Below are 14,967 nucleotides of genomic sequence, written 5' to 3' on the forward strand. Positions count from 1 at the left end.
CAGATAGGATGACCGTGGTCAGAAACCGGCCATGGAGCGGGTAACCTATTAAGGAACGTTTAACGTCCGGTCGGCCGTGCGTGAAGCCTTTGTTGGCTTGATGGTAACGCGGTCGATGCATTTATTTAGTCTGTGAGGAACCACTATGGGCTCAGTTGTTAAGAAGCGCCGCAAGCGTATGTCGAAGAAGAAGCACCGCAAGCTGCTTCGCAAGACTCGCCACCAGCGCCGCAACAAGAAGTAGTCTCGCACCGCGAAACACGTTCTTGGAGATGATCGCCATCGCCCGAAGGCTTTGCCCTTGGCGGTGGCGATTGTTGTATCCCCAAGCTGTCGACGGTGTGCCGCCGCAGGACCGGGCCGCCTTCGACACCGGCACCCCACCAAGCAGCTACCCGATGGGCGATGGGGGAGGCGCTGGGCGCTGAGACCGGTTAGCGGCCGCCGCCGTGCCGCAGCCGCTGCAGGCTGCGCCGGGCCGCCCACAGGGCGCCAATGACCCCGGCCAGCTTCAGGCTCACCCGGGCCGCACGCTGCCCGGTGCGGAAGTCATAAACCTGCCAGCCGCGCTCCTTGGCGTAGGCGCGCAGCCGGGCATCGGGGTTGATGGCCACCGGGTGGCCGACAACCTCCAGCAACGGCACGTCGTTGTAGGAATCCGAGTATCCCCAGGACCCGGCGAGGTTGATGTTCTGCTGCTGGGCCAGCTCCCGCACAGCCTGTGCCTTGTCCGCGCCGTGCAGGATGGGGCCGGTCAGCCGTCCGGTGTATTCCCCGTTTTCGCTTTCCACCCGGGTTCCCAGGGCTCCGGTCAGTTCCAGGCGCCGGGCGATCACCCCGGCCACCTCGGTGGGGGTGGCGGTGACCAGCCAGACCTCGCGCCCCACGTTCAGGTGCTGGCGGGCAATGGCCACGGTCCCGCCCCACAGCTTGGGGTGAATGAATTCGTCATAGATCTCATCCCCGAGCTCGCGCATCTGCTCGACCTTCACCCCGCGCACCATGTCCAGGGCGCGGTCACGGATGGCGGTGATGTCGCCCAGGTGCTCCCCACGGGCCAGGAAGCTGAGCTGCTTGAGCGCGAAGAACAGCACCTCGCGGAAGTGGAAGAACTTGTGCTGGTGCATCTTGCGGGCCACCGCGTACAGCGAGGCTCCGCGCACCAGGGTGTTGTCAACGTCAAAGAACGCCGCGATCCGCCCCTCGGTGGGGGCAGGATGCTGCGCAGTGTCCCGTACTTCGTTGGCTTCCATTAGCCCAAGTTTAGCCGGTGGCCCTGCGCTTCTTCCCGAGGGGCCGGCCCCGGGCGGGGCGTCGCAAAGCGGCGCCAACACCCGTGCCCGGGATGCGGCGTGAGAACATGGAAGGGTGAAACAGACTCCCGAAATCCAACTGTTGGTGCGCCAGGAATGCCATTTGTGCGCTGCCGCCCGCCAGACCGTGGCCGAGGTGACCTCGCGCCTGGGAATGAGCTTCAGTGAAGTGGACATCGACACCCGCCCAGAATTGCGTGAGCAACACCATGAAGAGGTGCCGGTGCTGCTGATCGACGGGCAGGTCCGGGACTTCTGGCGAATCGACCCGCAACGGCTCGAGCGCCTGCTGCGCGAGCACTAGGCCGCAGCCCGTTCCGCCGCTGACCACAACCGAAAGAGCCCTCCTTGCCCCTATCCGAACCGCGAATCCTGCCCGAGGCCACGCTGATGCGTCTAACGCAGTACCTGCGGGCCTTGAACGCCCTGGACACCCAGGGCGTGGAACGCACCAGTTCGGGGGTCCTGGCCGAGGCGGCCGGTGTGAATCCGGCGATCCTGCGCAAGGACCTGTCGCTGCTGGGCTCCTACGGCACCCGCGGGGTGGGCTACGTGGTGCGCGAACTGGCCGACCACATCAGCCGCACCCTGGGCCTGGATCAGGACTGGCGGGTCCTGATCGTCGGGGCCGGCAACCTCGGGCGCGCCCTGAGCGGGTACGCCGGATTCCGTTCCCGCGGCTTCCACGTCAAGGCCATTCTGGACAGCGACCCGGACCTTGTGGGGCATCGGGTCGGGGAACTGGTGGTGCGCGACGCAGCCGAACTGGGCGCCGTGGTCACCGAGCAGCAGATCAACATCGCGGTGCTGGCGGTGCCCGGCGCGGCGGCCCAGCCGCTGGTGGACCAGCTGGCCGATGCCGGGGTGAAAAGCATCCTCAGCTTCGCCCCGCACGTCATCCGTGCCCCCAGGGGGGTGGAGGTGCGCCGGGTGGATCTGTCCACCGAACTGCAGATCCTGGCCTACCATGCGGTGCGCAACGACCTGGAAACCGGGCAGGGGCCACTGTCCGGGCTGGGGACCGAAACCTAGGATTCTTGGGCTCCACCTCAGAGCCGCACCTCGGAGCCGAGCACGATGGTGCGTTCGGGCGGCAGCTGGAACATTTCCGCGCGCGGGGCCTGGTTCTTCTCCAATGCCACAAACAGCCTGCGCCGCCATCGGCGCAGGCTTTCCGGGTGCGGGCTGTGCAGGGTGAGCACCGAGAGGAAATACAGCGCCTGGCTGAAATCGATGTCGCACTCGGGCACCTGGTCGTGCACCAGCGCCAGGTTCGCCGGAATGTTCTGCCGGTCCAGGTAGCCGGTATGGATGGTGATCCGGGTGATGCCGTGGCTGGCGCTCAAATGCTGGTCCACCTCAAAGCGCGAGTGCACCGGTACGTGCGGGCGGTGCGCGTAGGCAATCCGCACGATCACCACTTGTTCGTGCAGCATCCGGAAAATCCGGGTGCACAGCAGCAACGACAGGGGAGTGCTGTGCAGGTTCGGGTGCGGGAAGACCGCCACCCCGGCCGTACGGCGCAGGTTGGTGGCGGACAGTGCTTCCACAAAGCCGCTGAATGAGCCCTCCAGCTCGGCCCGGTAGGCCGCCACGGTGCGGAACCCGCGCTGCCAGGTGGTCATCACCACCAGCATGCCCCCGGCCAGGGCCAGCGGCACCCAGCCCCCGGAAAGCAGCTTGGCCGAGTTCGCCGCCAGCAGCACCACTTCCAGCAGTCCGATGGCCAGCAGGTAGGCTCCGACCTTCCACCAGCGCCAGCGCCACACCAGCACCGCGAAGATCAGGAAGATCACCGATTCCAGCAACAGGGTCCCGGTCACCGCCAGGCCGTAGGCGTTGGCCAGCCCGGACGAGGACCCGGCGACCACCATCACGGTGAGCACCGCTGCCAACAGTACCCAGTTCACGCCGGGAAGGTAGATTTGTTCCTCGTCGCGCCGGGAGGTGTACTTCACGCTCAGCCGGGGCAGCAACCCCAGCCGCATCGCCTGGCGGGTCACCGAGTAGGCCCCGGCAATCACCGCCTGGGAGGCGATCACGGTGGCCAGCGTGGCATAGATGACCAGCGGCACCCGCAGGACCGGCGGGGCCAGGTAGAACATCGGGTTTTCCACCGCCTGCGGGGTACCCAGCACCAGGGCGCCCTGCCCCAGGTACACCAGCAGCAGGGCGGGCATCACCACCCACAGCCATGCCCGGCGCACCGCCCGGGCGCCGAACAGGCCCATGTCCGCGTACAGGGCCTCGGCCCCGGTCACCGTCAGCACGATCGCCCCAAACAGGATGAACCCCTGCACCGGGTGGTTCAGCAGCAGCAGGCCGGCCCACTGTGGGGACAATCCCAGCAGGATCTGCGGGTGCGCGGCGATCTGCGGCAGCCCCAGCGCCGCCAGGAGGAGGAACCAGCCGAGCATGATCGGTCCCAGGGCGCGGGCGACCCTGCCGGTGCCGAAGGGCTGGATGGCGAACAAAACCAGCAGCACGGCCACGGCCGCCGGGAGGATGAGCCCGGCCAGGGCCGGGGAGACGGTGGCCAGCCCCTCCACGGCGCTGAGCACGGAGATTGCCGGGGTGATCACTGAGTCGCCGAAGAACAGCGCCGCCCCGGCCATCGCCAGCACGGTGACCAGCACCATGCCTCGGGCGGAGGTCAGCCGGGAGCGCAGCAGCCCCAGTAGCGCCAGGATCCCGCCCTGCCCATGGTTGTCCGCCCGGGTCACCAGCAGCACATACTTCACCGTGACGATCAGGGTCAGTGTCCACAACACCATGGAGATCACCCCGTAGAGGTTCTCGGCGTCCACGGGCACCGCGTTGTGCTCCATGCTGAAGGCGGTGTGCAACGCGTACAGCGGACTGGTGCCGATATCCCCAAAGACCACCCCCAGGGCCCCCAGCCCCGCCGTGGCCGCGCCCTGGGAGCTGATGCCGCGGCCCCGGTTGGGCCCGGCGGCGGCGCGCTTTGCCTGAGGTGACGGGTCCGACCTTGGAAAACGGTTCGGGCGGTGGTGCGGCCTGCTGGTCCGGTGCTGGGCAACCATGACCTTATTGTGCGCCCCTTTACGGGGAAAGGAACCGGTGGACCGGGGATATTTTTCTCGGGAACCGGCCAGGCGTTAACGACCGAACCCCACCGGCGCTCCGGGCCGTGAGGCCGGTGCCGGTGGGGTTCGAAGGCTGGGTGAGCGGGTGTGGTCTAGCGGTAGCCGGCCTGCCGGGCGGCGCGGCGCTGGGCAATGTACTGGCTGGAAGGACGCAGCCAGGAGCACACGACGCCGGCGATGCCCAGCAGCACGCTGGCCACGTAGGCGGTGGTCAGCATTCCCACGTCCGCGGCATTGGCGTACATGGCGATGGTCGGCACCACGCTCAGCAGGCCCAGCAGCGACAGGGCGGCTAGGATGGTGGCGATGATGCGCATGGCGTTCACGCCGCGGCCAACGAAGAAGCCAACCAGGAAGTAGGCGATCAGGGTCAGGACAATCGAGACCATGGTGAAGGCGGTCATCGCCCCGGAAATCGCGTTCATCATCTGGTCGGGGTTCTCCAGCATCTGCTGCAGCTGCGGGTCATTGCCCAGGCTCGGATCCGCTTCCATCTGGCGGCGCAGTTCGGACTGGAACAGGTCCCACTCCGAACGGATGATGCCGGCGAAGAACTGGGTGCGGTCCAGCAGCCAGCTGCTCAGGGCCGAGACCACACCGGCGGCCAGGATCAGCCAGAACGCCAACTGCAGGGTGCGGGGACGCTCTGCCGGGGGCTGCACCGGAGCGTACCCGCCGGCTGGCGGGTAGGCGTACTGCGGGGGCTGGGCATAGGGATTGGATTGTTGCGAAGGATCCGGCTGCCCGTACGGGTTGGAGCCGTACGCCGGGGGTTGGGGCGCCGCACCCCCGTAGGGGTTGTAGGGCGTGGAACCCTGCGGCTGGTCGCCGGGCTGGTTCGGGTCAGTGGAACTCATGGGAACTTCCTTCATGCGACTGCTGGATTATCTACCACAACCCTAGTGGATGGGGGTTTGCGCCGGACACCTCCGAAAGGATGGTTTTTGTATATGCGAATCCCATGCGCAGGCTGTGAAAACTTGAGTGTGGCCACAATCCGACGGTTTTCCCGAAAATCTTTGAGAGAATGAGTCCATGCCTAAATCGACCGTCCATTTGCTGCGCCATGGGGAAGTGCAGAACCCCGATCGCATCCTCTACGGGCGGATCCCCGGTTACGGGTTATCCGAACTGGGAATGGAAATGGCCGAACGCGCCGGAAAGTACTTCGGCGAGCAGGCCGCGGAGGGCGCGAAACTGGTGCGCCTGGTCGCCTCCCCGCTGCTGCGGGCCCAGCAAACCGCTGCCCCCACCGCCGCGGCCCTGGAACTGCCGATCCTCACCGATGAGCGGGTCATCGAGGCCGGGAACCGTTTTGAGGGTCTGTCCCGCATTGCCAACCGCCTGCGGGAGCCGCGCTACTGGCCCTACATCATCAACCCGCTCAAGCCCTCCTGGGGCGAACCCTACAGCGAACAGGTCGATCGGATGCGCCTGGCCATGCAGGAGCACCGCAGGGCCGCGGTCGCCGAGGCCGGGGACGGCGCCGAGGTGGTCATCGTCTCCCATCAGCTGCCGATCTGGGTGACCCGCCGCGCCTCCCAGGGCCAGCGCCTGTGGCATGATCCGCGCCAGCGCGAATGCACGCTGACCTCGATCACCAGTTTTGAATTCTCGGACGACCAGTTGGTGAACCTGTCGTACCACGAACCGTGCGCCGACCTGCTGGCCGGTGCCGCAAACATCCCTGGAGCCTGACACCCATGACTGATTCGTCGAATCCCGCAGCACGCATCGGGCGGCGGAGCCTGTTGCGTTCGGCGTTCCTGGCCGCCGCGGTGATTCCGCTGGCCGCCTGCGCCACCGATGACCCGCTGGCCGAACAGGCCCGCAGCGGGGACAACAAGAACTACATCGCCGGGGACGGCGCGGTGGAGGAATACGCGGTCGAAAAGCGCACCGACCCGGTGCAGATCAGCGCCAGCACCTACCAGGGCACCAAGGTGGACCTGGCCCAGTTCCAGGGCGCCCCGGTGGTCATGAACTTCTGGTACGCCGCCTGCGCCCCGTGCCGCATCGAGGCCCCGCACCTGCGCAAGCTCAGCGAGGAATTCGGGGAAAAGGTCCATTTCTTGGGCGTGAACGTGCGTGATGAGAAGGAAGCGGCGCTGGCCTTCGAACGCACCTTTAAGATCCCCTATGAGTCCGTGCAGGACACCGACGGGAAGATCCAGCTGGCCATGACCCAGTACGTGCCGCTGCAGGCGGTGCCCACCACCCTGGTGCTCGACCGCCAGGGCCGGGTGCGCGCCCGGGTGATCGGTGCCGTGGAGGAAACCACCCTGCGTGCCCTGATCAAGTCTGGACTGAACGAGGAACTGTGAACCTGGCCGTGACGACCAACCAGTTTTCCCAGATCGCGCTGGACGGGTCGCTGTTTCTTGCCGGACCGGTGGCCCTGCTGGCCGGGCTGGTCTCCTTCCTCTCTCCCTGCGTGCTGCCGCTGGTGCCCGGGTATCTGGGATACGTCACCGGGCTGACCGGGGCGGATCTGCGTGAACACCGTCGCGGCCGGGTGTTGGCCGGGGTGCTGCTGTTCATCCTGGGGTTCTCGGTGGTGTTCATCTCCGCCGGGGTGCTCTTCAGCCAGGTGACCGCGTGGATGCGCTTCAACGGCGCCTGGGTGACCCAGCTGCTGGGCGTGGTGGTGATCATCATGGGCGTGGTGTTCATGGGCGGGATCTCCTTCCTGCAGCGCGACCGCAAGATCCACCGCCGGCCCCCGGCCGGGTTGTGGGGAGCCCCGGTGCTCGGGCTGACTTTCGGCCTGGGCTGGGCCCCGTGCATTGGCCCGACCCTCTCGGCGGTGCTGATCATGAGCACCGGCACCGACGCGAACGTGGCCCGCGGCGCGCTGCTGACCTTCTTCTACTGCCTGGGATTGGGCGTGCCGTTCGTGCTGATCGCCCTGGGGATGCGCCGCGGCATGGGCACCTTGGACTTCTTCCGCCGGCACCAACTGGCGATCATGCGCTTTGGCGGCGGATTGCTGATTGCGCTGGGCATCGTCATGGCCACCGGCCTGTGGGGCAGCTGGGTGGCCGAATTGCAGAACTGGTTTGCCAATGAAGTGAGGTTGCCGATCTGATGGCACAACGCGATCACACCCCGCACCCGTCCGCACCTGCCGACGCACCCGGTACCGCCGGGAGCACCGCGGCCGGCCGCGGCACCGGCGGTGCCACCAAGCCCCGCAAGGGCAAGGGCGGGAAAAACTACCGGGGCGATGCCCCGGCCCTGGGCCCGCTGGGCATGCTGCGCTGGATCTGGACCCAGCTGACCTCCATGCCCACCGCGCTGTTCCTGCTGCTGCTATTGGCGGTCGCCGCGGTGCCGGGCTCGATTTTCCCGCAGCGTCGGGTGAACCCGGAAATGGTGAACCAGTACTTCGTGGACAACCCGGACAGCGCGCCGTGGCTGGACCGCTTCCAGCTCTTTGACGTGTACTCCTCGGCGTGGTTCTCCGCGATCTACATTCTGCTGTTCATTTCGCTGGTCGGCTGCATCATCCCGCGCATCAAGAAGCACGCCAAGGCGCTGCGCACCCCGCCGCCGCGCACCCCCGCGCGCTTGAACCGGCTGCCGCAGTACACCCGCCTGGAATTTGCCGCCAGCGCCGGGCAGCTGCCCGGCGAGGACGAGGTCATCGCCACCGCCCACAAGATCCTCAAGCGCCGCGGCTACCGCGCCGAGGCCCGGGGGAGCGGGGCCGGGGCCTCGGTGGCCGCCGAACGCGGCTACACCCGTGAAATCGGCAACCTGACCTTCCACATCTCCCTGGTCGGCGTGCTGTTGTCCATGGCCCTGGGCGGGGCCTTCGGCTACGGCGGGCAGCGGGTCATCGTGGAGGGCGAGACGTTCGTGAACTCGCTGGTTTCCTACGACTCCTTCTCCCCGGGCACCTATTTTGATGCCAAGAACCTGGAACCGTATTCGGTGACCCTGGACAAGTTCGACATCCTCTTCGACCGGGAATCCGAAACCCACTTCGGCCAGCCGCTGGACTTCACCGCGCACGTGACCACCCGGCGCTCCCCGGACGCGGAGCCGGAAAAGGAAGAGCTGAAGGTCAACCATCCGCTGCGCATCAACGGCGCGGATGTGTACCTGGTGGGTAACGGCTACGCCCCGGTGGTCACGGTGCGTGACGGCAACGGGGATGTGGCATTCTCCGGCCCGGTGGTTTCGGTGCCGCAGGACTCGGTGTACACCTCCCTGATGGTGGCCAAGGTCCCCGACGCCAAGCCCGAACAGCTGGGCTTCCAGGGATTCCTGCTGCCCACCGCGATGCTGGACGAGAACGGCTTTGGCATCTCCGGGGACCCCAACGCCATCAACCCGCAGCTGCACCTGAACTCCTACGCCGGGGATTTGGGCGTGGATGACGGGGTGCCGCAGAACGTGTACGTACTGGACACCGAGAAGATGACCGAGCTGAACTCGCGTTCCCAGGACGCCGGCGGCATCATCCTGGAAGCCGGGCAGACCTACGAATTGCCGGACAATGCCGGTAGCATCACCTTCGAGGACTTGAAGCGGTACATCGCGGTGGACATCAACGCCGACCCGGGCAAGCTGCCGATTGCGATCTTCGCCGGGCTGGCCCTGGTGGGGCTGGCGGTTTCGCTGTTCACCCCGCGCCGGCGCGTGTGGGTCAAGCTCACCGATGAGGGTGGGCAGCGCGGCGTCGAGTTCGCGCTGCTGGCCCGCGGCGAGGACCCGCGGCTGGAAAACGAGGCCCGCGAACTGCGGCGCATCTTTGAGAAAACATGGCCGGTGGCTGATGAGCCGGATTCGGACGAGCAGGAACTAGGAGAAGACCGTGGGCACTAACAGCGCCTTGGAACCCATTAACGAGACCCTTGGGGTGTACAGCCAGCTGTTCATGCTGCTGTCGGCCATGGTGTACGCGGTCGCGTTCATCTTCTACGCACTGGATCTGGTGCAGTCGAACAAGACCATCGCCGAACTGGACGCCGCCGCCCTGCAAAGCGACCAGAAGTCGTTGGTGACCGCCGGCGCCCCGGGTGGAAAGCCGCGGCGGACCAAGAACGCGCGCGCCGATCTGATGGGCGAGCACGTGGTCAACGACAAGATGACCTACACCGCCAGCTCCGCCAAACGCGGCATGGCCCGCATCGCCGTCGTGCTGACCTGGCTGGGCGTGCTGATGCACGGTTTCGCCGTGGTTTCCCGGGCGCTGGCCGCGAACCGGGTGCCCTGGGGCAACATGTACGAGTTCCTCACCACCGGTGCGTTCGTGGTCGCGGCCGTGTACGTGGTGGCACTGCTGCTGAAGGACCTGCGCTTCATGGGCACCTTCATCATCGGACTGGTGACCCTGATGCTGTGCGCGGCCACCATCGGCTTCCCCACCCCGGTTGGCCACCTGGTGCCGGCGCTGCAGAGCCCCTGGATTGTGATCCACGTGTCCATCGCGGTGCTGGCCTCGGCATTGTTCTCCATCAGCTTCGCCATGAACGTGCTGCAGCTGCTGCAGCACTCCCGGATGAACCGCCTGGCCGAGGGCAAGAACGACCGGCTGCCGTTCATGCGTCTGGTGCCCGGGGCCGGTGCCCTGGAGAACTTCGCCTACCGGATCAACACCATCGCGTTCGTGATGTGGACCTTCACCGTGATGGCCGGCGCCATCTGGGCCGAGGCGGCCTGGGGACGCTACTGGGGTTGGGACCCGAAGGAAGTATGGTCATTCGTGATCTGGGTGGTCTATGCCGGCTACCTGCACGCGCGTGCCACCGGTGGCTGGACCGGGCCGCGTTCGGCTTGGCTGTCGATCATCGGCTACGGTTGCGTGATCTTCAACTTTACGGTGGTCAACATCTACTTCAACGGCCTGCATTCCTACGCCGGAATCTAGTCCCGGCAGTACTCAGGGCGCCGACGCGGTCAACTGCGTCGGCGCCCTTTTTGTCTTTACCCTCCGCGGTGGCATCATCGGCGCGGGCTTGACCGTTCCCTGTTCTGGTTGACTTCCGCCCGGGCCGGGATGACGCTGGAGACAAGAAAGCCCCAGGCGACGCTGCCGCAGGCACGCGGCTTGGCCACCTATCGGTGGGCGGACTTGGGGCCGGGAAGGGGAACGACCATGAGCGGAGAGCAGCTGGCGGCGGCGCTGGAGGCCGAACACCGCCGGATTGATTCGGGGATTGAGGACTTCCTGGCCCGCCAAGCCACCGGTGCCCGGGCCAGGGAGTCCCTGGGGGCCGCCCTGGCGGCCCTGCGGCGGCACATTTACCTGGAGGAGGTGATCCTCTTCCCGTCGTTGCGTGGCGGGTCACTGGATATGGCCCTGTTTGTGATGGAGCGTGAGCACGGGCGGCTGTGGGACCTGCTGGACGCCCTGGATCAGCGCCAGGGGCAGTGGGGCGGGGCAGAAGCCCGCCAGCTGTGTCAGCGGCTGCTGCAGACGCTGGAGAAGCACAACGCGAAGGAAGAGCCCATCATCTACCCGCAGGCCGATGAGGGGCTGGAGGATGCCGCGGCACGCCGGCTGGGGGAGTTCTTGGCCACCGGGCAGATGCCCGAGGGGTGGCGGGGCGCCCGGGCCAGCGCCTAGGAGCAGCCCGCCGGGGTGGGGACTAGTTGTCCTTGGAGTTCGGATTGCCCGCAGAACCGTTGTGGTTGTGGTCCTCCGGATCGGTATGATCCTCACCGGATTCGGCTTCCTTGCGCTTGAGATCCGCCTCACGCTGGTTCAGTTCGGCTTCACGCTGCTGCTGGCGGCGCCACACCTCAAGCTGACGCAGGAAGTCCTCGTCGTCATCCGGCGCGTTGCTGCGCGGGGCGGCGGCCGGGGCGGAGAAGACGCCGGGACGACCCAGCACGTACCACAGTCCGGCGCCGATCAGCGGCAGCAGCAGGATCACCACGAGCCACGCCGCCTTGGGAAGCGAGCGCACCTGATGGCGGTCGGTGCGGGCACAGTCGATCAGGGTGTAGATCGTTACCGCAACCGCGACGAGTGCTGCGAAGATAATAAAGCGGACCATATACCTAGTCTAGTAAAAATACCTCGGCTTATTGCTCGGTAGACTGGACTATGTGCAGTTTCTAAAATACTCCGTGCTCCGCCTGGGGATCTTCCTCATCGTTTTCTTCGCGCTCTGGCAGCTGATGGGCTGGCCGATCTTTGTTGCCGCGCTGATCGGGCTGATCATCGCCTTTGCGGTCACCTACCTGTTCTTCAACAAGCTTCGGCTGGCCGCCGGGGCGGATGTGCAGCGGCTCTTTTCCCGCACCAGCAGCCGCAAGACCCCGAAGCAGCGGGCCGATGAGGACGTCGAGGACGCCTTCGACGAACAGCAGCGCCACGACGGCCAGTAGCCCAGGGCGTCACGCCCGGTGCTGCTAGCCCAGCAGCTGCAGCACGATGGCCAGGGTGAACAGCAGGGCGTAGGCCAGGTTCAGGATCCCGGTCTGTTTCAGCACCGGGACCAGCCGGGACGCGTCCGGCTGGCGCAGCATCAGCCAGCACGGGCGGATGGCCACCAATGCGGTGGCCAGGATCAGCCACATCCACGGGTAGGTGGTGGTCAGCAGCACCGGCAGGATGATGGCGACCGCCACCATGGCCACATAGCTGATGCGGGCCAACTGGTCGCCCAGGCGCACCGCCAGGGTTAGTTTGCCCGCCGGCTTGTCGGTGGCGATGTCCCGCACGTTGTTGGCCATCAGCAGGGCGGTGCCGATCAGGCCGGTGCCCACCGCCCCGATCAGTGAGGCTTCGGTGATCCGCCCGATCTGGGTGTAGGTGGTGCCCATGGTCGCCACCAGGCCGAAGAAGATGAATACGTACACGTCACCCCAGCCGCGGTAGCCGTAGGGGTTGCGTCCACCGGTGTAGCCCCAGGCGGCGAAAATCGCCGCCACCCCGACCAGCAGCAGCGGCCAGGAGGCGGAGATGATCACCAGCACCAGCCCGGCCAGGGCGGCCAGCCCGAAGCATCCGAAGGCCGCGTTGCGCACCTGCCGGGGTTCGGCGGCCCCCGAGCCGGTCAGCCGCAGCGGGCCGACCCGGTCCGCGTCCGTGCCGCGGATGCCGTCGGAGTAGTCATTGGAATAGTTCACCCCGACCTGCAGCAGCAGGCCGACCAGCAGCGCCAGCAGGGCCCGAACCCAGTGCACTTCACCGGCAGCGCCGGCCGCGGCCGCCGTTCCGATCACCACCGGGGCGATGACGATCGGCAGGGTGCGCAGACGCGCTCCGGCAACCCACTGGGAGATGGAGGCCACGGGGGATTCCTTTCGGGAAGGGAAGACTGACCCTCTATTCTCGCCCGAAAACCCATTCGACGCGAATCCATGGGGCTGGGTCACATGGCGGAGAGCTGCTCAATCACCAGCCGGCGGTTGACCTTCCCGTTGGGCAGCAGCGGCAGGCCCTGCGGGTAGTGGCGCACCCGCTTGGGCACGGCCGGGGCTCCGAAGGTGCGCCGCACCGCCTCGAACGCCGGGGCGGTGTCGCTGGGGCCGCTGAACGCCAGACCCACCGCCTGGCCCCACTGCCCGTCGGGCACCGGAACCACCAGGCACTGGTCAAAGAACTCATCCAGCAGCCCCTCCACCTGCCCGGCCGAGAGCTTGATTCCACCGGTATTGATGACGTCATCCACCCGGCCGTGGATCTGCAGCTTGTTGTTCTCAATGCTGCCCAGGTCATCGGTCAGGTACCAGCGCCGGCCCTCGCGCAGCACAAAGTGCCGGGCGGTGGCCTGTGGATCGGAAAGATATCCGTCGGCCAGCATCGGGCCGCTGACCAGAATCCGCCCGTTTTCCTCCCGCAGGCTCACCCCGGGCAGGGCGGTGCCGTTGTAGACCAGCCCGCCGGCGGTCTCCGAGGACCCGTAGGTCTGGAAGATCTTCAGCCCCAGGTGCCGGGCGGCGGTGAGCAGGTCACGGCTGGCCCGTGCCCCGCCGAGCAGGATCGCGTCAAGGGACTTCAGGGCCGCGACGGTGCGCGGCGCCGGGTTATCCAGCAGCCGGGCCAACTGGGTGGGCACCAGGGAGGTGAGCTTGTTGGCCTCGGTGAGCTGCTCGGCGGCCTCGGTGAACTTCTGGGCGCTGAACCCGCCGTTCGTTTCCATGGCCACCGGGGTGGTGCCGGCAAACAGGGAACGGGTCAGCACGCTCAGCCCGGCGATGTAGTGCACCGGCAGGGCCAGCAGCCACTGGCCCTGCAGCCCCAGGAACTCGGCGGTGGCCTGTGAACTGGCGGCCATCGCCGCGGTGGACAGCACCGTGCGCTTGGCCCGCCCGGTGGAGCCGGAGGTGCGCACCACCAGCAGCGGATCGGTGAATCCCGGCAGCTGCTGGGGCTGCAGGTACTCCACGCGGGCGCCTTCGGGCGTCCCGGCGTCGGCGACCACCTCAATGGCCGGGCCGCCTTCATTGATGGCCCGGGACAGTGCGGTGTGCACCTGCTCGTGCAGCGAGTTCGGTTGCATTGCCTGGTCCGGCCCTAGAAGTAGTACGGGTAGTCGGCCCAGTTCGGTTCGCGCTTGCCCAGGAAGGCGTCGCGTCCCTCCACCGCCTCATCGGTCATGTAGGCCATGCGGGTCGCCTCCCCGGCGAAGACCTGTTGGCCGGCCAGCCCGTCATCGGCCAGGTTGAAGGCGAACTTGAGCATGCGCAGGGCCTGCGGGGACTGGCGGGCAATGTCGGCGGCGTACTGCAGGGCCACCTCTTCGAGCTGCTCGTGCTCCACCGCCTCGTTGACCGCGCCCATGCGCACCATGTCCTCGGCCGAGTATTCGCGGGCCAGGAAGAAGATTTCGCGGGCCGCCTTCTGCCCCACCTGGCGGGCCAGCAACGCCGAACCATAGCCGGCGTCGAAGGAACCCACGGTGGCGTCGGTCTGCTTGAACTTGCCGTGCTGCTTGGAGGCGATGCTCAGGTCCGAGACCACGTGCAGCGAATGCCCGCCACCGGCCGCCCAGCCGTTAACCACGGCAATGACCACCTTGGGCATGGTGCGCATCAGGCGCTGGACCTCAAGGATGTGCAGCCGCCCGGCGCGGGCCGGGTCGATGGATTCCCGGGTCTCACCTTCGGCGTAGCGGTAGCCGTCGCGGCCGCGGATGCGCTGGTCCCCGCCGGAGCAGAAGGAATGCCCGCCGTCCTTGGGGGAGGGGCCGTTGCCGGTGAGCAGGACCGTTGCCACGTCACTGGTCATCCGCGCATGATCCATGGCCCGGTAGAGCTCATCAACGGTATGCGGGCGGAAGGCGTTGCGCACCTCGGGGCGGTTGAAGGCGATGCGCACGGTGGGCAGGTCACGGACCACCGCCGCATTGGCGTCACGCTCCACCTGGCGGTGATAGGTGATGTCGGTGAAGTCGAACCCTTCAACCTCACGCCAGCGCTGGGCGTCAAAGATGTCGGAAACCTGCTCGGGCAGGGCGGAATTATTATGGCTACTCACCCTATGCATGCTAGTCCCTTCACCGCCGCGCGGGCATCTCGCGCGGGGCTCGGCGTGTGTCGCGCACGGTGCGGGGCGGCGGGGCCAAACAACACAGCCGCGGGGT

The 14,967-nt window shown here is 66.9% G+C and carries 17 protein-coding genes; 10 read left to right on the forward strand and 7 right to left on the reverse strand.

Translation table 11 applies throughout. From position 1 onward, the window contains the following. Nucleotides 1-145 precede the first annotated feature (145 nt). On the forward strand, nt 146-244 hold the full coding sequence (locus FDN03_RS10905; protein WP_019174583.1) for an AURKAIP1/COX24 domain-containing protein: 99 nt from the start codon (nt 146-148) through the stop codon (nt 242-244). Nucleotides 245-434: 190 nt separating this feature from the next. Here FDN03_RS10905 and FDN03_RS10910 read toward each other — a convergent pair whose 3' ends face one another. Then, nucleotides 435-1,253, reverse strand: coding sequence for an HAD-IB family hydrolase (locus FDN03_RS10910; RefSeq protein ID WP_138176933.1), 819 nt, complete (start codon nt 1,251-1,253; stop codon nt 435-437). 115 nt (nt 1,254-1,368) lie between these two features. Here FDN03_RS10910 and FDN03_RS10915 point away from each other — a divergent pair, with 115 nt between their 5' ends. Together FDN03_RS10915 and FDN03_RS10920 are read left to right on the forward strand one after the other, a co-directional pair. After that, nucleotides 1,369-1,617, forward strand: coding sequence for a glutaredoxin family protein (locus tag FDN03_RS10915; protein ID WP_246049548.1), 249 nt, complete (start codon nt 1,369-1,371; stop codon nt 1,615-1,617). Between the two features lie 44 nt (nt 1,618-1,661). After that, nucleotides 1,662-2,345, forward strand: coding sequence for a redox-sensing transcriptional repressor Rex (locus FDN03_RS10920; RefSeq protein ID WP_283205485.1), 684 nt, complete (start codon nt 1,662-1,664; stop codon nt 2,343-2,345). 17 nt (nt 2,346-2,362) lie between these two features. On the opposite strand, the gene FDN03_RS10925 is transcribed toward FDN03_RS10920, so the two are convergent. Beyond that, a complete protein-coding gene (locus tag FDN03_RS10925) occupies nt 2,363-4,357 on the reverse strand; it encodes a KUP/HAK/KT family potassium transporter (protein ID WP_138176935.1) in 1,995 nt (664 codons plus the stop codon). A gap of 155 nt (nt 4,358-4,512) precedes the next feature. Next, on the reverse strand, nt 4,513-5,277 hold the full coding sequence (locus FDN03_RS10930) for a hypothetical protein (protein ID WP_054821902.1): 765 nt from the start codon (nt 5,275-5,277) through the stop codon (nt 4,513-4,515). Nucleotides 5,278-5,455: 178 nt separating this feature from the next. On the opposite strand from FDN03_RS10930, the gene FDN03_RS10935 reads away from it, so the two are divergent. The 6 genes from FDN03_RS10935 to FDN03_RS10960 all read left to right on the forward strand — a co-directional run bounded on the left by FDN03_RS10935 (nt 5,456) and on the right by FDN03_RS10960 (nt 10,997). Beyond that, nucleotides 5,456-6,118, forward strand: a complete 663-nt coding sequence (locus FDN03_RS10935; protein WP_138176938.1) for a histidine phosphatase family protein — start codon at nt 5,456-5,458, stop codon at nt 6,116-6,118. Nucleotides 6,119-6,123: 5 nt separating this feature from the next. Further along, nucleotides 6,124-6,744: a TlpA disulfide reductase family protein gene (locus FDN03_RS10940; RefSeq protein WP_138176941.1), complete on the forward strand. Its 621-nt coding sequence runs from the start codon at nt 6,124-6,126 to the stop codon at nt 6,742-6,744. 2 nt (nt 6,745-6,746) lie between these two features. After that, nucleotides 6,747-7,508, forward strand: a complete 762-nt coding sequence (locus FDN03_RS10945; RefSeq protein WP_138177575.1) for a cytochrome c biogenesis protein CcdA — start codon at nt 6,747-6,749, stop codon at nt 7,506-7,508. Nucleotides 7,509-7,672: 164 nt separating this feature from the next. Next, nucleotides 7,673-9,253 (forward strand): cytochrome c biogenesis protein ResB, encoded by a 1,581-nt coding sequence (locus FDN03_RS10950; protein WP_249354544.1) that lies wholly within the window; start codon nt 7,673-7,675, stop codon nt 9,251-9,253. 7 nt (nt 9,254-9,260) lie between these two features. After that, nucleotides 9,261-10,298 (forward strand): c-type cytochrome biogenesis protein CcsB, encoded by a 1,038-nt coding sequence (gene ccsB, locus FDN03_RS10955; RefSeq protein WP_138177577.1) that lies wholly within the window; start codon nt 9,261-9,263, stop codon nt 10,296-10,298. Between the two features lie 228 nt (nt 10,299-10,526). Further along, a complete protein-coding gene (locus tag FDN03_RS10960) occupies nt 10,527-10,997 on the forward strand; it encodes a hemerythrin domain-containing protein (RefSeq protein ID WP_138176947.1) in 471 nt (156 codons plus the stop codon). A 22-nt stretch (nt 10,998-11,019) separates the two neighbouring features. On the opposite strand, the gene FDN03_RS10965 is transcribed toward FDN03_RS10960, so the two are convergent. Then, on the reverse strand, nt 11,020-11,430 hold the full coding sequence (locus tag FDN03_RS10965; protein ID WP_138176950.1) for a PLDc N-terminal domain-containing protein: 411 nt from the start codon (nt 11,428-11,430) through the stop codon (nt 11,020-11,022). A 52-nt stretch (nt 11,431-11,482) separates the two neighbouring features. Here FDN03_RS10965 and FDN03_RS10970 point away from each other — a divergent pair, with 52 nt between their 5' ends. Continuing rightward, a complete protein-coding gene (locus tag FDN03_RS10970; protein WP_138176953.1) occupies nt 11,483-11,764 on the forward strand; it encodes a DUF4229 domain-containing protein in 282 nt (93 codons plus the stop codon). A gap of 24 nt (nt 11,765-11,788) precedes the next feature. Here FDN03_RS10970 and FDN03_RS10975 read toward each other — a convergent pair whose 3' ends face one another. From FDN03_RS10975 to FDN03_RS10985, 3 genes are all read right to left on the reverse strand, one after another. After that, the gene (locus tag FDN03_RS10975) at nt 11,789-12,673 is read right to left on the reverse strand and encodes a 1,4-dihydroxy-2-naphthoate polyprenyltransferase (protein WP_138176956.1); all 885 of its coding nucleotides are present in this window, start codon (nt 12,671-12,673) and stop codon (nt 11,789-11,791) included. Nucleotides 12,674-12,753: 80 nt separating this feature from the next. Further along, entirely contained in the window at nt 12,754-13,884 is a 1,131-nt protein-coding gene (locus FDN03_RS10980; protein ID WP_138176959.1) for an AMP-binding protein, read from the reverse strand. 14 nt (nt 13,885-13,898) lie between these two features. Then, entirely contained in the window at nt 13,899-14,870 is a 972-nt protein-coding gene (locus FDN03_RS10985; protein ID WP_138176961.1) for a 1,4-dihydroxy-2-naphthoyl-CoA synthase, read from the reverse strand. Nucleotides 14,871-14,967: the final 97 nt, after the last annotated feature.

The organism is Glutamicibacter sp. V16R2B1, assembly GCF_005774635.1.
In the GTDB taxonomy this organism is placed as follows: Bacteria; Actinomycetota; Actinomycetes; order Actinomycetales; family Micrococcaceae; genus Glutamicibacter; species Glutamicibacter creatinolyticus.

Bases quoted from the DNA above. Each gene is read 5' to 3' on its own strand.
- FDN03_RS10905 (WP_019174583.1), top strand. From the start codon at position 146: ATGGGCTCAGTTGTTAAGAAGCGCCGCAAGCGTATGTCGAAGAAGAAG.
- FDN03_RS10980 (WP_138176959.1), bottom strand. From the start codon at position 13,884: ATGCAACCGAACTCGCTGCACGAGCAGGTGCACACCGCACTGTCCCGG.
- FDN03_RS10965 (WP_138176950.1), bottom strand. From the start codon at position 11,430: ATGGTCCGCTTTATTATCTTCGCAGCACTCGTCGCGGTTGCGGTAACG.
- FDN03_RS10935 (WP_138176938.1), top strand. From the start codon at position 5,456: ATGCCTAAATCGACCGTCCATTTGCTGCGCCATGGGGAAGTGCAGAAC.
- FDN03_RS10930 (WP_054821902.1), bottom strand. From the start codon at position 5,277: ATGAGTTCCACTGACCCGAACCAGCCCGGCGACCAGCCGCAGGGTTCC.
- FDN03_RS10960 (WP_138176947.1), top strand. From the start codon at position 10,527: ATGAGCGGAGAGCAGCTGGCGGCGGCGCTGGAGGCCGAACACCGCCGG.
- FDN03_RS10985 (WP_138176961.1), bottom strand. From the start codon at position 14,870: ATGCATAGGGTGAGTAGCCATAATAATTCCGCCCTGCCCGAGCAGGTT.
- FDN03_RS10925 (WP_138176935.1), bottom strand. From the start codon at position 4,357: ATGGTTGCCCAGCACCGGACCAGCAGGCCGCACCACCGCCCGAACCGT.
- FDN03_RS10950 (WP_249354544.1), top strand. From the start codon at position 7,673: ATGCTGCGCTGGATCTGGACCCAGCTGACCTCCATGCCCACCGCGCTG.
- FDN03_RS10940 (WP_138176941.1), top strand. From the start codon at position 6,124: ATGACTGATTCGTCGAATCCCGCAGCACGCATCGGGCGGCGGAGCCTG.
- FDN03_RS10910 (WP_138176933.1), bottom strand. From the start codon at position 1,253: ATGGAAGCCAACGAAGTACGGGACACTGCGCAGCATCCTGCCCCCACC.